This window comes from Streptomyces sp. NPDC007025 (assembly GCF_042869455.1).
Classification (GTDB): Bacteria; Actinomycetota; Actinomycetes; order Streptomycetales; family Streptomycetaceae; genus Streptomyces.
The window spans coordinates 22,077-41,702 of record NZ_JBIAFT010000021.1 but is presented as its reverse complement, the minus strand read 5'-3'; the positions used below and the strand labels follow the sequence as shown (position 1 = coordinate 41,702).

The 19,626-nt window shown below is 70.6% G+C and carries 16 protein-coding genes, 1 pseudogene and 1 CRISPR repeat array; of the genes and pseudogenes, 4 read left to right on the top strand and 13 right to left on the bottom strand.

Annotated elements, in window-relative coordinates; translation table 11 throughout:
• The first annotated feature begins 138 nt into the window (after positions 1 to 138).
• The gene (locus tag ACFYMO_RS30825) at positions 139 to 1,092 is read left to right on the top strand and encodes an aminoglycoside phosphotransferase family protein (protein WP_388550587.1); all 954 of its coding nucleotides are present in this window, start codon (positions 139 to 141) and stop codon (positions 1,090 to 1,092) included.
• 4 nt (positions 1,093 to 1,096) lie between these two features.
• Here the strand turns inward: ACFYMO_RS30825 and ACFYMO_RS30820 are convergent.
• Positions 1,097 to 1,318, bottom strand: a pseudogene (locus ACFYMO_RS30820) (transposase); the annotation flags it as partial.
• Between the two features lie 73 nt (positions 1,319 to 1,391).
• On the opposite strand from ACFYMO_RS30820, the gene ACFYMO_RS30815 reads away from it, so the two are divergent.
• The gene (locus ACFYMO_RS30815) at positions 1,392 to 1,610 is read left to right on the top strand and encodes a hypothetical protein (RefSeq protein WP_388550584.1); all 219 of its coding nucleotides are present in this window, start codon (positions 1,392 to 1,394) and stop codon (positions 1,608 to 1,610) included.
• A 1,035-nt stretch (positions 1,611 to 2,645) separates the two neighbouring features.
• Here ACFYMO_RS30815 and cas2e read toward each other — a convergent pair.
• The 10 genes from cas2e to ACFYMO_RS30765 form a co-directional block, all read right to left on the bottom strand.
• Entirely contained in the window at positions 2,646 to 2,996 is a 351-nt protein-coding gene (gene cas2e / locus ACFYMO_RS30810) for a type I-E CRISPR-associated endoribonuclease Cas2e (protein WP_388550581.1), read from the bottom strand.
• A complete protein-coding gene (gene cas1e / locus ACFYMO_RS30805; RefSeq protein WP_388550578.1) occupies positions 2,993 to 3,967 on the bottom strand; it encodes a type I-E CRISPR-associated endonuclease Cas1e in 975 nt (324 codons plus the stop codon). Before cas1e ends, cas2e begins: the two co-directional genes overlap by 4 nt.
• A complete protein-coding gene (gene cas6e / locus ACFYMO_RS30800) occupies positions 3,964 to 4,746 on the bottom strand; it encodes a type I-E CRISPR-associated protein Cas6/Cse3/CasE (protein WP_388550575.1) in 783 nt (260 codons plus the stop codon). The genes cas1e and cas6e overlap by 4 nt, the downstream gene beginning before the upstream one ends.
• On the bottom strand, positions 4,746 to 5,468 hold the full coding sequence (cas5e, locus tag ACFYMO_RS30795; RefSeq protein ID WP_388550572.1) for a type I-E CRISPR-associated protein Cas5/CasD: 723 nt from the start codon (positions 5,466 to 5,468) through the stop codon (positions 4,746 to 4,748). Before cas5e ends, cas6e begins: the two co-directional genes overlap by 1 nt.
• A complete protein-coding gene (gene cas7e / locus ACFYMO_RS30790) occupies positions 5,465 to 6,661 on the bottom strand; it encodes a type I-E CRISPR-associated protein Cas7/Cse4/CasC (protein WP_388550569.1) in 1,197 nt (398 codons plus the stop codon). The genes cas5e and cas7e overlap by 4 nt, the downstream gene beginning before the upstream one ends.
• Positions 6,658 to 7,362 carry a type I-E CRISPR-associated protein Cse2/CasB gene (casB, locus tag ACFYMO_RS30785; protein WP_388550566.1) on the bottom strand — a complete coding sequence of 235 codons (705 nt, stop codon included), beginning with the start codon at positions 7,360 to 7,362 and terminating at the stop codon, positions 6,658 to 6,660. The genes cas7e and casB overlap by 4 nt, the downstream gene beginning before the upstream one ends.
• On the bottom strand, positions 7,359 to 9,053 hold the full coding sequence (casA, locus tag ACFYMO_RS30780) for a type I-E CRISPR-associated protein Cse1/CasA (RefSeq protein WP_388550564.1): 1,695 nt from the start codon (positions 9,051 to 9,053) through the stop codon (positions 7,359 to 7,361). Before casA ends, casB begins: the two co-directional genes overlap by 4 nt.
• Positions 9,046 to 11,847, bottom strand: a complete 2,802-nt coding sequence (cas3, locus tag ACFYMO_RS30775) for a CRISPR-associated helicase Cas3' (RefSeq protein ID WP_388550683.1) — start codon at positions 11,845 to 11,847, stop codon at positions 9,046 to 9,048. The genes casA and cas3 overlap by 8 nt, the downstream gene beginning before the upstream one ends.
• Positions 11,848 to 12,354: 507 nt before the next feature.
• Positions 12,355 to 13,483: direct repeats of the CRISPR family, unit length 29 nt; unit sequence GTGCTCCCCGCGCGAGCGGGGATGGTCCC.
• A 125-nt stretch (positions 13,484 to 13,608) separates the two neighbouring features.
• Positions 13,609 to 14,478 carry a hypothetical protein gene (locus ACFYMO_RS30770; RefSeq protein WP_388550561.1) on the bottom strand — a complete coding sequence of 290 codons (870 nt, stop codon included), beginning with the start codon at positions 14,476 to 14,478 and terminating at the stop codon, positions 13,609 to 13,611.
• 1,530 nt (positions 14,479 to 16,008) lie between these two features.
• Positions 16,009 to 16,236 (bottom strand): helix-turn-helix transcriptional regulator, encoded by a 228-nt coding sequence (locus ACFYMO_RS30765; protein ID WP_388550680.1) that lies wholly within the window; start codon positions 16,234 to 16,236, stop codon positions 16,009 to 16,011.
• Positions 16,237 to 16,365: 129 nt separating this feature from the next.
• Here ACFYMO_RS30765 and ACFYMO_RS30760 point away from each other — a divergent pair, with 129 nt between their 5' ends.
• On the top strand, positions 16,366 to 17,019 hold the full coding sequence (locus tag ACFYMO_RS30760) for an HAD family hydrolase (protein WP_388550558.1): 654 nt from the start codon (positions 16,366 to 16,368) through the stop codon (positions 17,017 to 17,019).
• 4 nt (positions 17,020 to 17,023) lie between these two features.
• The gene (locus ACFYMO_RS30755; RefSeq protein WP_388550555.1) at positions 17,024 to 17,863 is read left to right on the top strand and encodes a DUF1932 domain-containing protein; all 840 of its coding nucleotides are present in this window, start codon (positions 17,024 to 17,026) and stop codon (positions 17,861 to 17,863) included.
• A 7-nt stretch (positions 17,864 to 17,870) separates the two neighbouring features.
• Here the strand turns inward: ACFYMO_RS30755 and ACFYMO_RS30750 are convergent, their stop codons facing one another.
• Together ACFYMO_RS30750 and ACFYMO_RS30745 are read right to left on the bottom strand one after the other, a co-directional pair.
• Complete coding sequence (locus tag ACFYMO_RS30750; protein WP_388550552.1) at positions 17,871 to 18,440, bottom strand: guanylate kinase; 570 nt, start codon at positions 18,438 to 18,440, stop codon at positions 17,871 to 17,873.
• On the bottom strand, positions 18,437 to 19,474 hold the full coding sequence (locus ACFYMO_RS30745; RefSeq protein ID WP_388550549.1) for an AAA family ATPase: 1,038 nt from the start codon (positions 19,472 to 19,474) through the stop codon (positions 18,437 to 18,439). Before ACFYMO_RS30745 ends, ACFYMO_RS30750 begins: the two co-directional genes overlap by 4 nt.
• Positions 19,475 to 19,626: the final 152 nt, after the last annotated feature.

Here is a 19,626-nt window from a genome sequence, read left to right as displayed (position 1 = left end):
CTTCCCGGAGGACCTCGTGCAGACCAGGCGAGCACTCTGCGCCGAATCGGCGTCCTGAGCGCAGCACCAACTGCCTGCCGGCTCGGCGTGACCTTCCCGCCCGGCCCACCACCTTCTTCTGGAAAGCGCCCCTTCTTCATGTGCTCCCTGCCCTCCTCCGGCCGCCTCTCCTGGACCACCACGCCCGCCGAGCTGCGGACCGCAATCGAGAACGAACTCGGCGCGCCGGTGACCGATGCGGTCACCCCACCCGGCGGCTTCGGCCACCAGCTCGCCGCAGCCCTCACCCTCACCGACGGGCGCCGCGCCTTCGTCAAGGCCGCTCCCGAGGGCGACTCCCTCACCACGGCCAACCTGCACGAAGCCACGGCGTTGCAGCATCTGCCCCCGCACGCCCCCGCCCCCGCCCTACTGGGCACCACGCAAGCGGCGGGCTGGCTCGCCGTGCTCTTCGAGCACCTGGAGGGCGCACACCCCGACCTGCGCCCCGGCCGCGATGCCGGTGAGGTGTGGGCTCTGCTGGACAAGCTGGCCTCCAGCCCCGCATCCAGCGGCTACCTCACCGCCCTGCCCGCCACCGGCGACTCACCCACCGCGCGCCTGCACGGCTGGACCGTCCTCGACCGTGTGTCCCTGCCCCAGGAAGCGATCCTGCTGCTGCCGCGTCTGCGCGAGCTGGAGGCCGCCTGGCCCGCTCTGGCCCGCGGCGGGGACCGGATCGTCCACGGCGACCTGCGGGCCGACAACATGGTCGCCACCCACCGGCGCGGCGTCGTGTTCGTCGACTGGGCCCACGCCACCCACGGCCCCGCCGCCGTCGACGCGGTCTCCCTCGCTCCCCAACTCGTCCTGGCCGGACACCACCCCCGCGACACCGCCCGCACGCTGACGTCCCATCACGCCCTCGCCCCCGACCCGGCACCCGGCCTCGCCTTCCTGGCCGCCCTCACCGGACACTGGCAGCGCAACGCCACCCTCCCCGCACCACCCGGCGCCCCCGGACTACGCCCCTACCAGCAGCGCGCGGCAGCAGCCGGCCTCTCCCTCCTCCACCACCTGCTCCAAGAAGAACACGGCGACCTCACCCCTTAGCGAGCTAACAGAATGCTTGGACGCGTCTGTAGGTGATCACGCAGCAGGCGAGTTTGAGGAACGCCTCGTGGATGTCGTCGCGGATATCCCAGCGGATCCGCAGGCGGCGAAACCCGTGGATCCAGGCATTCGTGCGCTCTACCACCCAGCGAACGGTCCCGAGTCCGGGCGTGTCCGCCACGAGCCGGCTCCTCCTTCCGGCAAGCCGCCGGCTCCCCCTCGCTCGACGTCGAACCAGCTGCGCCGAAGGGCCGATACTTCGAGATGCGGGTCGTCTCCCGGTCTCGCACCCTGGAAGCATGGCTGCTGCGGTGGTGGTCCATGGCCCCGACAGCGAGGGGGGACGTCGCGTCGTGGCCCGCGGGCAGATCCTCGGCACCGCTTACAACGTCTTCGACGTGCTCAGCTTCCTCGAAGAGGTCGGGCTCGACCCGGCCACGGTGCGACTGGACGACGCCGGCCTCATCGACTGGCGCGGCGGCGGTGCGTGGGAGTGGGCACCCGGCAGTGGAACGTGAGGCCGGGGACTGCGACAGCGGGCCCCGGCCTCACGGGGCGGCTACGGAGCGACGTTGGTCTTCACTCTCGTGTCCGGGCAGGCCGTCGCCCGCTCATCGAGGGCGTTCCTCTCCGCCTGGTCGACGGCAAGCTGCCACCGGGTTTTGGTGGCCACCCAGTCCGAGAGGTACTGGCAGGACGCGGAGGTCGCCGGCACCCACCACTGGGCCCGCCCCGTCGCGCGGCCGCGGTCCGGGCAGGCCGCTTCGCCTTCCGGATCCCGCTCTGGCCGCGGGCTTTGGCGGCTTCGCGGGCGTGGCGCAGAGCGATGCGGGCCAGGTCGGCGCCGGGCAGGTCTCCGGTGGAGATCATCCCCGCGGGCGCGGGGAGCACATCAGCTCGGCCCGCTCGCGGGCCGCGTCGGCGGGACAATCCCCGCGGGCGCGGGGAGCACGGGCTCGTGTGGCACGGGCTGATGCCCGTCCTGGGACCATCCCCGCGGGCGCGGGAGCACCTGAGCGACCTGCGGCAGCGGTTCACCGGCCTGGGACCATCCCCGCGGGCGCGGGGAGCACGCCGAACCCGCCATAGCCGCGGCCGCGCATCTGGGACCATCCCCGCGGGCGCGGGGAGCACATGTTGAGGTCGTCGCCGGCGCGGGCGATCTCCGGACCATCCCCGCGGGCGCGGGGAGCACATTCCCAAGCGGATCATGTCGGCGATTCTGTCGGGACCATCCCCGCGGGCGCGGGGAGCACCAGTCGTGATCGCGTCCTCAGTGCTCCGCGCGAGGGACCATCCCCGCGGGCGCGGGGAGCACCGAAGACACCCTTCCCCTTGCGCGGCTCGGTCGGGACCATCCCCGCGGGCGCGGGGAGCACGCATGCCTCGATGACGTTCTGGGCCGTGCACGGGGAACCATCCCCGCGGGCGCGGGGAGCACTCTTCGCGACCTGCAGCTTTGTCGTCAGCAGGCACCGTTCTGAACCACTTTCACGGATTCCGACGAAGCGTTCATAAGTGACCATCTGAGCACGAAATTACGTAGGCCGACTTCAGCCCTTCCCGAAACGCCGCCGCTTGGACACCTTGCTCCAGCCCTTCTTCATGCCGCCCGCTCCTGCTGACTCCTGGACGCCGGGACGGCGAAGCAAGGTCAGCCCCTCGTGGTCGACGGGGCGCCAACTGTGGTCGTGAGTGTGAAACGAGAAGCCTTGCTCGTTGTTCGTGGTGTGGGCGAGGAGGGCACGGCCGTCTCCCGCGTATCGCTGGACCTCTTCCCACAGCAGACCACGAATCCTCGCGGATGGGTTTCCGATGAAGACGCCGGCGGAGATCTCGAGCAGCCAGCGGGTGAGGAAGCCCCGTAGACCTGGAGGGCAGTTGGTCAGCACGATGACGGTCACCAGGTCATCCCCCCGCCAGCGCTGCCAGGCTCGGGGCTGTGGTTGCGCCCGGCGCTGAGGTGAAGGCCGTCATCGCTTTGAACAGTCACGGTGTCATCGTCACCGTCGGCGGTGTGCCAGTTGTCCGTGCGCGGCAGCACAAGACGTTTGATGTCGGTGACGCAGCGGTCCAGCAGAGAGGTTTCGTGGATGCGGTCGCGTAGGGCCCGGCGGAGGCGGGGGCCGATGTCCTCCTCATCCTCCGCAGCGATGTCGAACGCCAGAGGAATACCCAGTTCCGTTTTGTAGAGGTCGGCGATATCGAGGACGAAGGAGAGCTCGTGTCCGGAGTGGACGAAGCCGAGCGCTGGGCTGCAGCCGAGGGAGGTGACGACAGCGTGGGCGATGCCGTACATGCATTGGGCTGCTGCGGTGATGGCCTGGTTGACGGCGTCGCCGCTGGAGAAGTCACCGGGGGTGTAGTGCCGGCCATGCCAGGGGACGCCGGTGCGGGACGACTGAGTGCGGTAGCAGTCTTTGACGCGGCGTCCCTCGCGGCCCAGGAGTTCCTTCCGGGTGAGGCCGGAGGGGTCTTCGTCGGGGAACCGCAGCTGGTACATGGCTCTGGCGACAGCGAGCCGGCTGCGGGTGTTCGCCCACTGAAGGGCTTGTGCCTCGGCAAGTGCGGCTGAGCGGGTCAGGGCCCGGCCGCTGGCGTAGTAGCGGACGCCTTGCTCACCTACCCAGCAGACTGCGGCCCCGCTGTCGGCCAGGACACTCATGGCCTGGTGGGTGACGCGAGTGCCAGGGCCCAGAAGGAGGGTGCCGATCGTCGCTGAGGGGATGTGGGTGGTGCCGTCGGCGTCCTGTGCAGTGATGGCGTTGGCGTCGCGGTGCACCAGGCAGCGCTCAAGGTAGACGAAGGACAGCCGTTCGCCGACGCGGGTCAGGTGGCGAGGAGAAAGCGCGGTGCGCTGGGAGATTGTTGTCACCGGCTGACCTGGGTGGCAGAGAGCGGTGCCAGGGTGAGGAGGCCGCAGCCGTAGGCTTTCCCTTTGCCCAGACCCACGGTGAGGGTGCGGCGCAGAGCCTCCGGGTCGGTTACTTCGAGGTGGCCGTCGAAGGTGACGGTGACCAGGGTGACGGGCGGCTTACGCCCCCGGGGCGTGGAACTGCGGTCCTTGTTGAAGGACAGGGCTCGTTTGTCGCGGACGCTCAGTTCGTACCGGTCGCCGTGGTGCCGGTGGCCTGTGTCGGTTGTTCCGCTGGGCAGCAGCCGGCTGGCTTCGGGTTTCTCGAGGATGCGGAAGCCGCCGTGTTCCTGACGGTCAAGGAGCCAGCCCATCTGGTGTACGGGGGTCAGGTGGGCGGTGCGCTTTTTCGGCTCGTCCTGCTTGCGGCGGATGTGATGGACCGGGTTCGCCGTCAGCCGGAACGCCCACCGGTCGCCTTGGGTGAGGCGGTCGAGCAGCAGGCTGTAGGGCTTGGTCTGCCAGCCGGGAGAGGCCGGGTCTGCCGCGGCGGGCCAGCCGGCCTGCTCGACGAGGTGGGTCAGGTCAGGACGGTCGGGGCTGACGATGTACAGCAGCACCTCGGCGCGCGCGTCGCAGTCGAGGCGCCACAGCACCCGCGGGGCCCCGGGAGCGGGGGTGTCGGAGGGGAGCAGGCCGGGGAAGGATGACATCACCGCTGCGTGCATGGCCTGGGGGGAGGACAGGATGCGGCGGGCTCCGGGGCGCGCGGAGTTCACGCGGAAGCGGGTGAGGAACATCAGGCGCTCTCCTCTTCCAGAGCATCGAAGGGGTCATGCCCGGGCGGGATCCGGCGCGCGTCCGGGTTGGGGATCTCTACCGAGTCGCTGACCACAGTGCGCAGGGCGTGGCGGCGGTGCTCAGCGGCGAAGCTGAGCGGCTGGTCCCGCAGCATGTCGGCCTGCTGCTCGTCGGCGTGTGCCTCGCGCAGCACGGTCAGGGACATGTGCTCCTGGTCGCGGAAGCGTCGGCGGTACCACGCCGAGGCCTGCCACGGCTCCGTCTGCAGGGCCTCGTCGAGGTCGGCTTCGTGGTGGAGGCCAAGCTCGAGGGGGAGAGCGGGTGGGCAGGAGCGGCGTCCGAGGAACGGCGCGAACACCGGGGCCCGCACGGCGGCGTCCAGCGTGGTCAGCAGTGTGCGGTCTCCTTCGAGGGCGGCGACGAAGACCGCGTCGGCGAGGTAGAAGCGCTCCGAGAGCGGCATGGCTTTGCCGGTGGTCTGGTGGTGGGCGGTGTGGAAGTCCCGCACGCGGGTGCCGGGCTGGTCGATGCGTACGGCGAACCGCAGCGCGACCAGCGGGGTGAGGCCCTGGTCATCGCCGCGTTGGATACCGGCCGCGGCGGCCAGCATGCCCACCACGCCGCTCTTGGTCGGTGCGGACTCGGTGGTGCGGCGGGCGAAGCGGGCGGAGGCCCCCCACGACTGCAGGGGGCCGGCGAGCCGCAGAGTGAGCACGCTCATGCGGGCTTCTCCAGGCGTTCCGCGACAGCCTGTCCCACAGCTGCGACGAGTTCGCTGAGGTTTTCCGACTCGGTGCCGAGCGCGGCGAGCTTGTGGGTGTTCGGTCCGACGCGCAGCACCCAGGCCGGTGTGGCCTCCTGCCCGGCGTAGGCGCGTTCGATGTCGGGGACGTATCCGGCCAGGCGCTCGGCGGCCTCCCGTACGTGGCCGCCCTGGTCGCCTCGCACCGGTTCCTCGAACGCGGCGACGAAGCTCACGGGCCGGGTGGTGCGCAGCTTGACGATCACTGCGTCGGGCAGGGTGTGGTGTCCGAAGGTGTTGATCTTCCCGGTGGGCAGGGAGGCGATGAAGCCGTGGAGGAACGCCTCGACCGCGCGGCGCACCGGGGCGGTGCGCGGTTCGTCCTCACGCAGCCCCTGGCCGAGGTTCTCGGCGAGCTGGTGGACGCCCAGGGCGGCGTAGCGGTAGAGCGTCGCCGAGTTGAAGTCGACGGTGCCGATCATGCCGGCGCCGGGCTCCGCGTCGGTGTTCCGGTCGTCGACGGCGGTGTAGTAGTCCGACTCGGTCTCCGCACGGTGGACGCTCAACGCGTGGGCCACCTGCACCGCGGCGTCGACATTGATGTCGCTGGAGTCGGCGACCATGCGTCCGAACAGAGCGATGTCCACCGAGTGCCGGGTGTCGGCGATGTGTTTGGCGCGGGCTTTGGTGTTCTTGTCCTTGAGGTGGCTCTTGATGTCGGCGGCGCCTTCGATGGCGACCTGGGCCAGGCCGTCCAGCTGCCGGGAGCTGAGGAACATCAAATATTTCGACCTCGGCGCCTGGTCGGTCTCCTCGGCGTCTGCGGTCTTCTTGCTGCGCTTGGGCACCTCGATGACGGAGCCGGTGGCGGTCTGGATGACCTCGGCCGCCAGCAGCAACGCGTCCGCTTCACCGATGGAGGGATCCGAGGCGCGGATCCGCTCGGCGAGGGCCTCAGCGACCTTCTTGGTGCGCACACCCAGCTCGGCGGGGTCCAGCAGATGTTCGTCGGCGAAGCAGGTGCGGGTGGCCCGCTTCCACGCCTGGCTGGAGACACGGGCCCGCGGCACTCCCCCGTAGACGGCGGTCTTGGGCGCGCCGGTGTCGTCGCGGTTCAGGTTGCTGGGCGGGACGGTCTGCAGGGCGTGGATGTCGAGGAAGAGACGGGTCACGAGGCGTCCTTGTCGTGGGTCGAAGAACTGGAGGTGCCGGCGGCGCCGGTGTCCGGCGCAGTGCCGGCGGTGGTGTCCTCGTCGGGGGCGGGCTCGTGCCAGGCGTGGAAGGAGCGGCCCCATTCCCTGCGAACGGTGTCGGCTCCCCCCTCCTGCTGCCAGGTGTAGAGCTGCCCGGCCAGCAGCGCGTAGTCCTGGGCGATGTCCTCGCGGCGCAGCAGGACGACGATGTCCCGCAGCCGCTGAGCAAGGGCGGTCAGGTCGGGGGCGGTGCCCGCGCGGACCAGACGCTTGCGGAGAGGCTCGTTGACCTCGCTCTGCTGCATCATGCGGTGCACGGCGGCGCCCAGGCCCCGCTGGTGGCTGCGGTTGCCGGGCTGGTGGATGCCCGCGGGGCGGGATTGCTGGTGCAGGGCCCACAGGGTCATGGCGGTGTGCAGGGCGTCCTCCGCGCAGACCAGTTGCCTCTCGCTCAGCGGCCGGGCACCTTCCGGCACATCGTGCAGGGGCGCGGTGTCGACCAGGTCCCACAGGTCGGGGAGCTGTCCGGCCTCGCGTCCGGCGCCGCGGCGCAGCCGGGCGAGCGCGGCGACTGCTGCGGGAGTGTCGGCCAGGTAGTCGCGCTGCCAGGTGCTGATGCGGCGGCCGGCCAGCTGGGCAACCTGGGACCGGACGGTGGGCGGGGAGGTCAGGGTGGTCATGTGTGCGCCTCTGCGGTGGTGTGGGCCGACGGTGCCGTCCCGTCGTCCGGCGTCTGGGGAAGGGCGGGCACGCCCAGGGATTTGTGCAGGGCGGAGTGGAACCACTTGCCGGCGAGGGCGGAGTTGAGCCACTCGGTGCCGTTCTTGACCGTGATGATGCGGCCCTGCCAGGCCGCGTCCCCCGCCCGGGACATCAGCACGTCACCGCAGCGGCTGATCTCGCGGTGGACCTGCCGCTGCCACGCGGCGCGTTCCGCATACGGGTCATCCGCGGTGCCCAGGCGGGCGAGCCACCGGCGGTAGGGGTCCTCGAGCAGCCCATAGCCACGCTCCCAGGCCGCGCTGCGGGCCGCATCCGGGTTCGTGCCGGCGGCCCGGGCCAGGTTGGCGGCAAGACTCCCCAGCGCACCCACCGCCGCGTCCGCGTCCGCGACAGCATCGATGGCCTGCTGGGCACACACACGGTCCTGCTGATGGAGCAGGACCACAGCCATGTCCACGTGGTCGTCGATGATGTCGTCGATGACCGACTGCTTCGGGCCGTACTGGGCGCCGATGGTGCGGGCCCGGATGAACAATCCCCGCTCCAGCTCGCCCTCGGTCACCAGACGCGCGACCCACTCCAGCACCCCGGGCCGCAGGGCCGCCGGGGCGTCCTTGCCCTGCGGGGCCTCGGCCCGGTCGGCGATCAGCGCAGCGACCCCCCGCCAGGCGGCACGCTCCGCACGGTGCTCGCGCGGCATGTAGACCAGCGCCTGGCCGTGCTTCTTCTCCTGCGCCTCGCTGCGCCGCCAGCCGCTCATCGGCTCATACCGGTGCTTGTTGCGCGGGGTGAGCGGATCGCCGTAGCCGAGCACCACACCGTGCACGCCACGGTCATCGAAGTGGAGCCGCACCCGCCGCGTCTGCCACGTGTACAGGTCCCGCACGCCCGTCGGTGTACGCTCACCGCCGCCGGGGCCGCACGGCTCACGCCGCCAGGCCGGACGGTCGCCGTCACCGGTGTGCAGACCGCTGGTGTCCCCCGCGACGAGGTTCAACAGCAGCGTCTCGCGCAGTGTGGCTCCCTCGGCGAGGACACCGCCCAGGTTCCCGGCCCAGCCGACACCCAGCGGATACACCTTGCCGTCCTTGGCACGCCCATCACCCTCCACACCGCTTTTGATGCCGGAGGTGTCGTACGCGTGCGCGTGCACAACCCACCGGGCGGCCTCAGCGAAACCCAGCCGCTCCACCGTGGGCATCCGCGCGGTGAAAAACGGCTCCCCGTTGGGCACGTCCGCCACGATCCGGTTGAGGGAGAACACCTCATCCTTGGCCGTGCGCAGCCCGGCGGTCTGCAGGAACGGCGCCCGCGCATCGAGCAGATCGAACCGGTCCCGGTGCTCGGCCAGATAGGGCCCCACCACGGCGAAACAGTCCGGATCGGCCCACAGCTCAGCCCAGTGGTCGATGTCGCGTGGCCCGTCCACCGCGTCATGGGCGAGGGCCAGCAGCAGCCGCAGCAAAGCGAACTCCTGGGTGGGCACATCCCCCACGATCCGCCGCAGCCGGCCGGCCCGGGCGAACACCTCGCTCAGCGACAACTCCTGCTGCATGCCGTCGCCGCACAGCACCGGAATCCACGCACAGGCGGTCAGATCGAACGAGACGGCACCCCCGCCGTCGGGCGTGTCGCGTAATTCAGGCACGTGTCACCTCAAGGCCATCTGTTGGGCTGTATCGGAGCGAAAACCCTGCCAGAGAGGTCTGACAATCCTCATCGAGCGCGAGAACCAGCTGCCCGGCCAGCCAACGGCTGTGCTGCCAGGCCGGTATGTACAGCTCCTCCAGCTCCTCGACAGCCCGGTCCAGGACCTCGGCAAAGGAGAACTGGCTCGGCAGCCGCAGACCGCAACTCGCCACCGTCCGCGCGGCCAGCGCCGAGGGAACCTGATCCGTCGGCAAAACCAGACCGGCCAGCTGCCGGCCCCGCCGGTCCCGCCCCAGCCACGGCACCGTCGCCAGCGTCCCGTCGGCCCGCCGCTGAACCACGACCACCTCGAGACTCTCGCGGCTGTCACGCACCTGCGCCCGTCCGGCCCGCGTATCGTCCGCCTCTCCCACACCCGCCGCCACCCACCCGAACAACGGCCGGCCCGCACGACCAACAGGTCCGAGACGGAACGCCGCCGCACCCTCGGCCTGCTGCGCACGCACCTCCTCAAACCGCGCCCGCGCCTCGGCCAGATCCTGCGCCCAGCTCTCCGGCCCCACCGGACCCTGACCATAGGCCGCCTGCACCAGCGGGCTGATGTCCTCAGGCACCCGCACCGCAGCCCGCTCGCCCACCAGCCACGGCCACAACACAGCAGCCGAACGCAACAGCCCCCACGCCCCGTACACCGCAACCGAACCCCGCACCGGGCGGGGCACCTCCCCGGACCAGTCAGCACCCGTGATCAGGCAGCGAGCCCTCCGCAGCCGCTCCGGCCGCTGCCCCTGCCCCGCATCGGGCCGCGGATGACGGTGCAGACGCCCTATGCGCTGCAACAGGAGATCGACAGGACACAGGTCCGTGACCAGCAGATCAAAGTCCACATCCAAAGACTGCTCAGCCACCTGGCTGGCGACCACCACATGCGGACCCACCGGCCGGCCCGCAGCCTTCCCCGGCGGCCCGAACCTCTCCAGCAGCCACGCGTCATTGGCCGCCCGGTCCAGGTCGAGGAAACACGAATGCGCCACCGTGACACTCCCGGCACCGAACCTCGCCCGCAGCACCCCGGCAGCCTCCAGGACCCGCCCCACGGTGTTACGGACCACCAGAGCACAGCCACCATCCGCCAGCTCCGCCCCCACCCGGTCAGCCAGAGCATCCAGATCATCCTCGAGACACTCCACCGCCACCTCCGCACCCCGGCCCGACACCGCGGGACGCCGCATCACAGGCACGCCACCCGGAGCCACCGCAGTCAGCAGCGGATACTCACCGCACTCCCCCACCGCATCGAAACCGCCCCCGCCCTCAATGGCGCCGCTTCCCGCATACGCCTCAGCCAGCTCCCGCCGCCGGCCCGCCGGCAACGTCGCCGACAACACCACCACCGGCACCCGATAAGCCCCCAGCCACGACAGCACCCGGTCGAGATAGACACTCATATACGTGTCGTAGGCGTGCGCCTCATCGATCACCACGACCTTCCCGGCCACCGCCAGATGACGCAACGCCAGGTGCCGGCTCTTCAAGCCCGCAAACAGCAGCTGATCGATCGTGCCGGCAACGAACGACGACAGCATCGCCTTCTTACGGCCCCGCAGCCAGGTATGCGCCACAAGCCGGGCCTCGCACGACCACACCGCCCGCGACGGCCGCCACGCCGCCCCCTCTTCCGCATCGGACTCGACCGCCGCGATGCGCGCACCCCACTCCACCAGATCATCCAAATCCTCATTCAGCGCCGCCTTCGCATGCACCAACTGCACGGACAAGCACGCCCCGCCCTCCCCCGGCAGGCGCCTGAGCCACTCAAGCAGCCGCGGGAACATCGCATTGCCCGTGGCCATCGTCGGCAACGCAAAAAGCACCCCGCCCCCACCCGACCGCCCCGCCACAATCTCCGCCGCAGCCAGCGCCGCCTCCGTCTTCCCCTCCCCCATCGGCGCCTCGATGACCATCAACCCGGGCTCCTCCAACGACCGGGCCAGCTCCACCGCGGCCTCCTGCACCGGCCGCACCCGCGCCCCCGCCGGCAGACCGAACCGAGACGCCAGCAGCTCCTGCGCACTCTCGGCCGGCTCGGGCGGGCTCCACGGCCGAGGAAGACTCAGCCCCCGCCACGCGGCAGCCACCCGCTCCTCATGGCTGCGGCCCGCCCCCTGAGGAAAGTAGGGAAACAACTCCGGATTACTCGCGATCCAGTCAGAAACGATGACCACCGCGCCCAGCAGCACCTGCACCGGCTGCGGCAGCCGCACACCCCGCCAGCCCTCCAGCCGCCCCAGCACCCCGAACTCAGCAGCACACGCCTCAAGCAACTCCTCCTGCACCCGCCGCCACACCCGCTCGGCACCCGGAGCACGCAACAAATCCCCGCGATCCTCCAGCGCCCGGACCTGCCCATGCTCCGGCGGCACCCCATGATGCCCACCCACCGCAACCGTGAACTGCCCACACTGCCGAACCGGCCACCCGAACCGCTCCTCCAACCACTCCCCCAGCAGCACCTGCCCCGCCAGCCCGTGCGGCGCAAGCCTGCGATCCCCACCCATCGCCTCCCGGGAACGCATCTCCAGCCCCTGCTCCCGCATCCGCCCAGCCAACTGCTCCACCTGGCAGGCGAACGCAGGCGTCGCCTTCCCGATGTCATGCACCCCGGCGAGCCACACCACCAGAGACCGGGCATCGGCCTCACCCCCGGGCAGCCCAGAGGCAATTAGACGCCGCACACTCACCGGCAGCCACCAGTCCCACAACAACCCGGCCACGGCCGCGCTGTCCTCCATATGCCGCCACAACGGCAGCCAGCCCTCAAAATCACGGTCGTACTTCGCCCACACCGTCAGCACCGGCCCGCCGAGCCTGCTCCGCAGACCAGCACGAGCACCCCCCACACCTGTCACACCAGATGAATACACCTAAAACGTGCAGTACGAGAGCCAAACAAGGAAACCTCCCCCCACCACACGGCAACACCCGCCGCCCTCGCACACGCAGAGATGGCCTTCCCCCGCTCAATCGCGCCGCCGTCCCCCAGGACGACGCACTCACCGTGCATACGGGGGACGGTCCCCGAGCTACGGCCTGCCCGGCGGCTGGGAGCCGGCTACTCCCCGCAGTGCTCGCGGTTTCGTGCACAAGGGCACGTCGGCAGAGCTTCTCTATACGATGAGAGCCCACAGCCCCTGCATACGCCCGATCTAAGCGGAAGGACTCGTATGCGGCATTCGCCGGACTCTGTGAAAGTGGCGGAAAACGTGACCGGCGCCGGATAGAACCGCAGGTCAGGAAGAGTGCTCCCCGCGCGAGCGGGGATGGTCCCGGGGACGTTCCCGTCAGGCGGCCGGATCAGGGGTGCTCCCCGCGCGAGCGGGGATGGTCCGGCGAGGGGAGCCGGGCAGCCCCGGAACCCACCGGTGCTCCCCGCGCGAGCGGGGATGGTCCCCCGAGCAGCGCGAGAGCGGCTGCTGTCTGCAGGTGCTCCCCGCGCGAGCGGGGATGGTCCCGGCTCGACGAGAGTCGGCGCGGCGGGGGTGCTGTGCTCCCCGCGCGAGCGGGGATGGTCCCGAGTCCGAGGCGGAGAAGGCGGTTCGTGAGGCGTGCTCCCCGCGCGAGCGGGGATGGTCCCGCCGTCGGCAGGTCCGACTGAAGCTGCGTCCAGTGCTCCCCGCGCGAGCGGGGATGGTCCCAAGATGGTCACCGGCGAGTGGGGCGACCTCGTGTGCTCCCCGCGCGAGCGGGGATGGTCCCCGGGCCTTCCCGTCCTGGTTCTTGAACAGGTAGTGCTCCCCGCGCGAGCGGGGATGGTCCCCGGGCCTTCCCGTCCTGGTTCTTGAACAGGTAGTGCTCCCCGCGCGAGCGGGGATGGTCCCATGTCGATGTTCGTCGGCAGGACGTGCAGCCGGTGCTCCCCGCGCGAGCGGGGATGGTCCCCAGCGACCTCCCCGCCGACAACTGCGACGTGGGTGCTCCCCGCGCGAGCGGGGATGGTCCCACGAGGAAGATCACCACATGCGCATCGACCAGGTGCTCCCCGCGCGAGCGGGGATGGTCCCTGCCCCGACCGCACCGGCCGGGACTCTTGATGGTGCTCCTCGCGCGAGCGGGGATGGTCCCGACCACGAAGGTGCCCGGCTCGACACTGAGCCGTGCTCCCCGCGCGAGCGGGGATGGTCCGCCGTCGCGAACTGCCCAGTTGTGCAGGTCAGTGTGCTCCCCGCGCGAGCGGGGATGGTCCCCTGTTCGGTGGGATCGTGGACCGTCCGGGCCGGTGCTTCCCGCGCGAGCGGGAATGGTCCCGTCGGGCTCTACAACAGCAACCTCATCCGTCAGTGCTCCCCGCGCGAGCGGGGATGGTCCCTCCTCACGGACGGAGTGGCGGGGCTGCGGGTCGGTGCTTCCCGCGCGAGCGGGATGGTCCTGGTTCAAGCGAAGCCTTGACCAGATACGCTGAGTGCTCCTCGCACCCGCGGGGATGGACCCCACGAAGCACCTCGCGGGGTTTCGTCGTGTCACTGATCCCCGGGTCGGCGGGATTGACACAACGTCTACATCCGGCATGGTGCCGCGGTCAGTTCCGCGGCACGGTGCCGGACGCAGACCAGGCGGCTGGGCAGCATCGGGCGGCCGCACGGCACCCCGTCCAGGCCCGCACACCTCCCGTGCTGCGGCTCCTGGGCGGCGCCGACGGCCGCCGAGGTCCCGGCTTCCTGGCGGCACGCCTTGCACAGGCCGTCCTCAAGCGCCCGGCCGGTCAGGAAGATCCGGCACCCGCACTCGCCGCAGGAGCCACGCGGCGGGCCCTCCAGCTCACGCGGGCCCGACAGCGCGGCCGCCGCGTCCTCGTCGGCCGCCTGCAACTCGCAGTCCGGACAGGCTCCGGAGGTGCCGGGCTTGGTGCCGTGCTCCGGGCACAGGCCCTGCTCCAGGCGCCGGGCCCGACGACGGTCGGCGACGATGTCCTGGCACACGGCGCAGCGCTGGCCGCTCGACCAGAGCACCCCGGACTCGCAGTCCCAGTGCCCGCAGCCCCAGCGCGGTAGCGCCACTCCCAGCAGCCAGCGGCCCGCATCCCGGATCTGCGAGGGGGAGGCCGCGGCGAACCGGGCGGTCAGCCGATGGCGCAGCCGCTCCGCGTCCATTCCGGCCCGCAGCTGGCGGCCGACCTCCCGGGCGATCTTTCGTTCCACGAAGGGGTTGCCCACCCGTGCCAGCAGCCAGTGCACCGGCTCCAGGACCGCGTAGATCTGCGCGGTCATCGACATCTGCGGCCCGCCGTACGCGGGCCGCGCCGACGCTCCGCTGTTGCTGCGCTTTTTGCTGTTCGGCGTCGAGGGGGAGTGGGTCTTCCCCTCCGCGCGAAGCGCGAGACCACCCGCCGCGCTCGTACGCGCCTTCGCGTCAGCGGGGTTCTCCACCGCTCCTACTACCGTTACCTCGCCTACGGCGGGTGAGGAAGGCGCGCGCTCGTCATCAGGTGAGTCAGTCCTAGGTGATTCCTTATACGCGAGGGATCCCTCACCAACCGGCGAACCCGATCCCTCACCAACCACAGAACTCCCCAACGGCACAGAACCCCCCGCTGCGCTCTCCGGCGAGCACGCCGAGGAAGCCGCCGGACCGACCGGACCGACCGGACCGGCCGGTGCAGCCGCGTCCGTCACATCGGTGGCCCCGGGGGTGGGGGCGGGGATGAGGTCGTGAGCGAGGAACTGGTGCCGGCCCCGCGCACCCGCGCGTCGCCGCACCGTAACCCACCCCGCCGCCTCCACCCCGTCCACGACCTCACCCGCCGCCGACACCGTCAGACACTGCCCGGCCCTCCGCCCCGAGTAGTGCCGCAGATGCCCCGCCAGCTCTCCCTCCGTCAGCGCGATGCCCCGCTTCTGCGCGAACACGATCACCGCGAAGGCACGCAACTGCCGCGGCGTGAGATCCTCCGCGGCCGCCACCGGCAGCCACACGAACGACTCCCCCCGGCCCACCGGCCGCGTCCGCCGAACCGCCGACAGCCCCCGCCCGCCCGGCCGCGTCCGGCGCTCCGAGACCATCTCCACCACACCGTCAGGCCCCGGCCGCGCCAGCAGCGCCAGACCGCGTTCCACCGTTCCCTTCGACAACCCCAGATACGAAGCGACCGTCTCCGCCTTCGCCTCACAGCCCTCCGGCCGCGCAGCGAGCGCCGCCACCTTCACATACACCGACAACGCGACATCGGCGTAGAACGGCGACGTCACCAGGCGCAGCGGCACCTTCACCCGCTGCCGACGCACCGGCATTCCCTCAGCCGACGAACGCGGAGCCGGCACCGTCACCACGGCCGACGCCCCGCTCACCGGACCACCTCGAATCGGCGACCGTGGATCAGGTCGCCTGTGGACAGATTCGCGGACAGTCCCCGAGGAACGGCGAGACCCTGCACGCGCCCCTCGGAACAGGACGGAACTTCGCGACTAATGCCGTGAACAGGGCAAACACGGCGTGCGAATCCCGTCACGCGGGAAGTACGAGTGCCCTGAACCGGTGTGAATCGGGCACTGTCGAGCTGACAAGGAGACACCAGGTCGTGCACTATGACGGGGACACCAACTTCTGTGTGCGATGTGCGATGCGGATGTGGGTGGTAGCCCCCTCCGGGAGGAGCGGGCGACCGGACGAAGAGCCAGAGGCGACCTCCTGTTCTCTCTCTTGGTGACTCGGACGGGTGTTCCAAAGGCCCCTGCCAGGGCTGATGGAACGGACTGGTCGAAGTCCCCTGCCAGGGACTTCCGGACCGGTGTTGCAGTTACTGGATGAAAGCCAGCTCGATGAGCTGGAAGCCCAGGGCCGGGGCCAACCGGAGACTGGGCGGCCGACCGAGACGTTGAGTCTGGTCGGCGAGACGGGCCGCGCGAGGCCACAGTGGATGCCACTCCACTTGTCTGGCGCGCGCGGCCGGTGGCGCTATGTCACCCCGACCCCCTTGATTCCGAGGCCGGCGTCGGCATGCCCTCATCAGCGGCCTCGGGGAAGCGCTCCGCGAGGCGGTTGAGCAGGTGCATGTAGACAGCTCGGTGTGGACGTCGGGGGTGGGTCTGTCCCAGCTCCCAGCGGGCCACGGCGAGACGCTTCACTCCTACGGCCTCCGCCACTTCCTGCTGCGTGAGGCCAGCCGCGCGGCGCAGCTTCGCGCGCACAGGTGGCGGTGGGAGGACGTCGTCCAGTAGGGCGTCGACCCGCTTCAAGCGGTCCGAGTCGGTCACGGCACACCCTCTCAAGATCGATGTCTCCTCGAAAGATACACCATGCGATGCCCGGTAGGGTTCATGTCCGTGCCCCGCCTCGCGCTTTTCGATCTGGACGGCACGCTGATCGACCGGCAGTCGGCCCTCAGCGACGCCGTGACCGGACTGTGCCGCGCCTACGCTCTCGCTCCGGACGCTGAACAGTGGCTGCGCACCGAGCTGTTCGACCGCGCGACCACCAGCGACTTCGTCCGGTTGCGGGAAGTCTTCGGACTGGAAGCGCCGGCCGCCGAGCTGTGGCAGGCGTACGTCGACCTCATGGCGGCCGCCGTCACCTGTCGTCCCGAAGTCCTCGAGGGCCTGGCCCGCCTGCGGGCGGCCGCATGGACGATCGGCGTCATCACCAACGGGGCCGGCGACATCCAGCGCGCCAAGCTCGCCGGGACCGGCCTCGCCGACCTGGTCGACGGCGTCGCCGCCTCGGGCGACCTGGAGATCCGCAAGCCCGACCGACGCCTCTTCGAACTCGGGGCCACCCGATGCGGCGTCAGCCTCGCGGACGGCGGCTGGATGGTCGGCGACAACCCGACCGGAGACGTCAGCGGCGGCCACCAAGCCGGCCTGCGCACCATCTGGCTGCGCGGCCGCCCATGGCCCGACGGACTCCCCGCCGCGCACCACGTCGTCGACGACGTCGCCGACGCCATCACCATCCTGCTCGCAGAGACGGAGTAGCACCGTGGACCAGCCAACCGTCGGGATCCTCCACCCCGGCAGCATGGGCGCCGCCGTCGCCGCCTGCGCCGCGACCAACGCGGCCGACGTCCTGTGGTGCGAGACCGGGCGCAGCACCGCTTCGGTGGAGCGCGCCGCCCGCTTCGGGCTGACGTCCGTGGCGACGCTGGCCGAGCTGCTGGACCGCAGCGACATCGTCATCAGCCTCTGCCCGCCGGCCGCGGCCGAGGACCTGGCCCGTGAGGTCGCCGGGTACCGCTTCGCCGGGGTGTATGTGGAGGCGAATGCCATCAACCCCGTGCGGACGCATCTGATTGCCGCGCTGCTCGAACCGGACGCGATCGTCGTTGACGGCGGTGTCGTCGGTTCCCCGCCGGTAGGCGGCAAGTCGCCGACCTTGTACTTGTCCGGCCCGGATGATGCGACCGCGCGCATCGAGGCCCTGTTCTCAGGCACCGGGGTCCGGGCGGCGGTGCTGGGCGTTGAGGTGGGGAAGGCGTCCGGGCTGAAGCTGGCGTACGCCGCGTTCCAGAAGACGAGCCGGGTGCTGGTGGCGCTCGCGGTCGGCATGGCGCGTGAGCACGGCGTCGACCAGGAGCTCATTGAGGTCGCTTCCCGGCGCACCGACTCGTACCTGTCCGAGCCGCAGTACGTCGCCAAGACCGCGGCCCGCGCGTGGCGCTGGGGTCCCGAGCTCGAAGAGGCCGCCGACGCGCTCGCGGCCGCCGGACTTCCGCCGGAGATGCTGCGTGCGGCCGCGTCCACACTGGCCCGCTGGAACGAGGCCAAGGACGACCGCGAGCTCACGCTCACCGACGCCCTGGACCGACTCGCCCAGCCATAGCCCACGCTCATCCGGTCGCCGCCCCTGCCCGTTGCGCCAGCAGATGGTCGATGAGCCGCGCCGCTTCCTGCGGGGTCGCCTCCGTGGTGTCGACGGTCAGGTCCCAGGTCCTCCCCGGGTGCGCGTCCAGGTCCTCGCGGGTCGCATCCCACGCCGCCAGCCGCGCCGCGGTATCGCTGTCGCCGCGCCCCGCAGACCGCTGCTCGGTCACCTCGCGCGGGCACCACAGCAGCACCACCGACCAGTCGGCCGGATAGCCGCCGACCAACGCTCGGATGCCGTCGACCTGCCCGAGGTGCACCACCGGTACCCCGGCTGCGAACGCGGCGTCCAGGCCAGGCGCGTCGATGGCGTACGTGTTGCCGTACCGGTGATTCGCGTAGACGACGTCGCCCGCAGCCTCCAGCTCGCGCAGCTGTTCCGTCGTGCCCATCCGGTAGCCGACCGACTTCCCCGTCCCGACCTTGAGCCGCGCGAACTGCGCGTACCTGGAGCCCAGCTCGCTGAGCGCGGTGGTGACGGTGTCCTTGCCCGAGGCCGGCGGGCCGTACAGGATCACACCCTGCTTCGGGCTCACGTGTACATCATCCCCATTGCATGCCGGGCCTGGTCCGCGAGCGTCACTGCGGTCCCCAGCCGGTTGTCGACGACAAGGTGGGGCATCGCCGGGCGCAGGTCGAGGTCGATCGTGGCCATGTACTCGTCCCACCGCTGGAGCTTCCACGCGTCCCGGGCCGCTGAGCGGAATCCGATGTACTCGCGCATCGACTCTTCGTCGCAGCGAACCCACACCGGGAAGACGTCGACCCCCATCGAGCCCGCGCGGTTGGCCAGGCGCTGCATCCAGTCCGAGTCGGTCATCTCGGAAATGAACGGCGCGGTCAACACCGTGGAGATGCCGCACTTGATGTTGGCCATTGCCGACTGCATCAGGCAGTCGTACTCCACGGGCCGGACCTTCTCGCGGTAGAGCTTGGTGTGCCGGTCGTTCGCGTCGCCGCCCAGCGCGACCAGGAGACGTTCCACGAGCGGGCGAGTGAGCGGGTCCTTGTCGAGCAGCGGCCAGCCTGTGAGCTGAACGAAGAAGCGGGCGAGCTCGGTCTTACCGCTGCCCGCGAAGCCGCCGACCAGGATGAGCACGGGACGGTGAGGGTCGCCCCCTGTGTGACGGCGCTTCCACGCGTCAATGATCCGCTGCTGCAAATCGAAGTGGTCGGATTCGTCGGAGCCTGGCGCGATGCGGTGAATGGCGCGCTCAACAGCCAAGACATGCGAGCCGTTGAAGCGGTCATCCATCGGCGTGAGCTTGAAGGACGTCTCCTCCCCCGGCAGTGCGGCACGGAAACCGAGGTCCGGTTCGGTCGCTCGGTACAGCAGGCAGTAGGCGCGCCGGTAGTGCGGACCGGGGTAGACCTCCCCCTGCTCGTGCTGCCACAAGGTCTGCGGATTTGCAGCGGGAATGCCCTTGAGCTTGGCTCGCTCAGCGACTTCTCGGAGCCGCTCGCCAGCCCTCTCCAGGGTCAGGCCGTGGGCCTCGCGCTGCTCCCGCAGCCGGTCCGGCCTCCACCCAGCGCGCTGCTTCCCCACCCTCTGCCCCTCCGTCATCGTCATGGCCGCGAGCGTAGGGCTCGGGCTGCAAATCGCATGTATACGCGGATGTTGAAAACGCGTGAATGGCGGTGCGTACGAGCTTGGGCAAGCCCCCGTGATGGTTCATCCTGTCCGGCCCGAGTGTGATGGGCACCACGAGACGACCAGTCGGT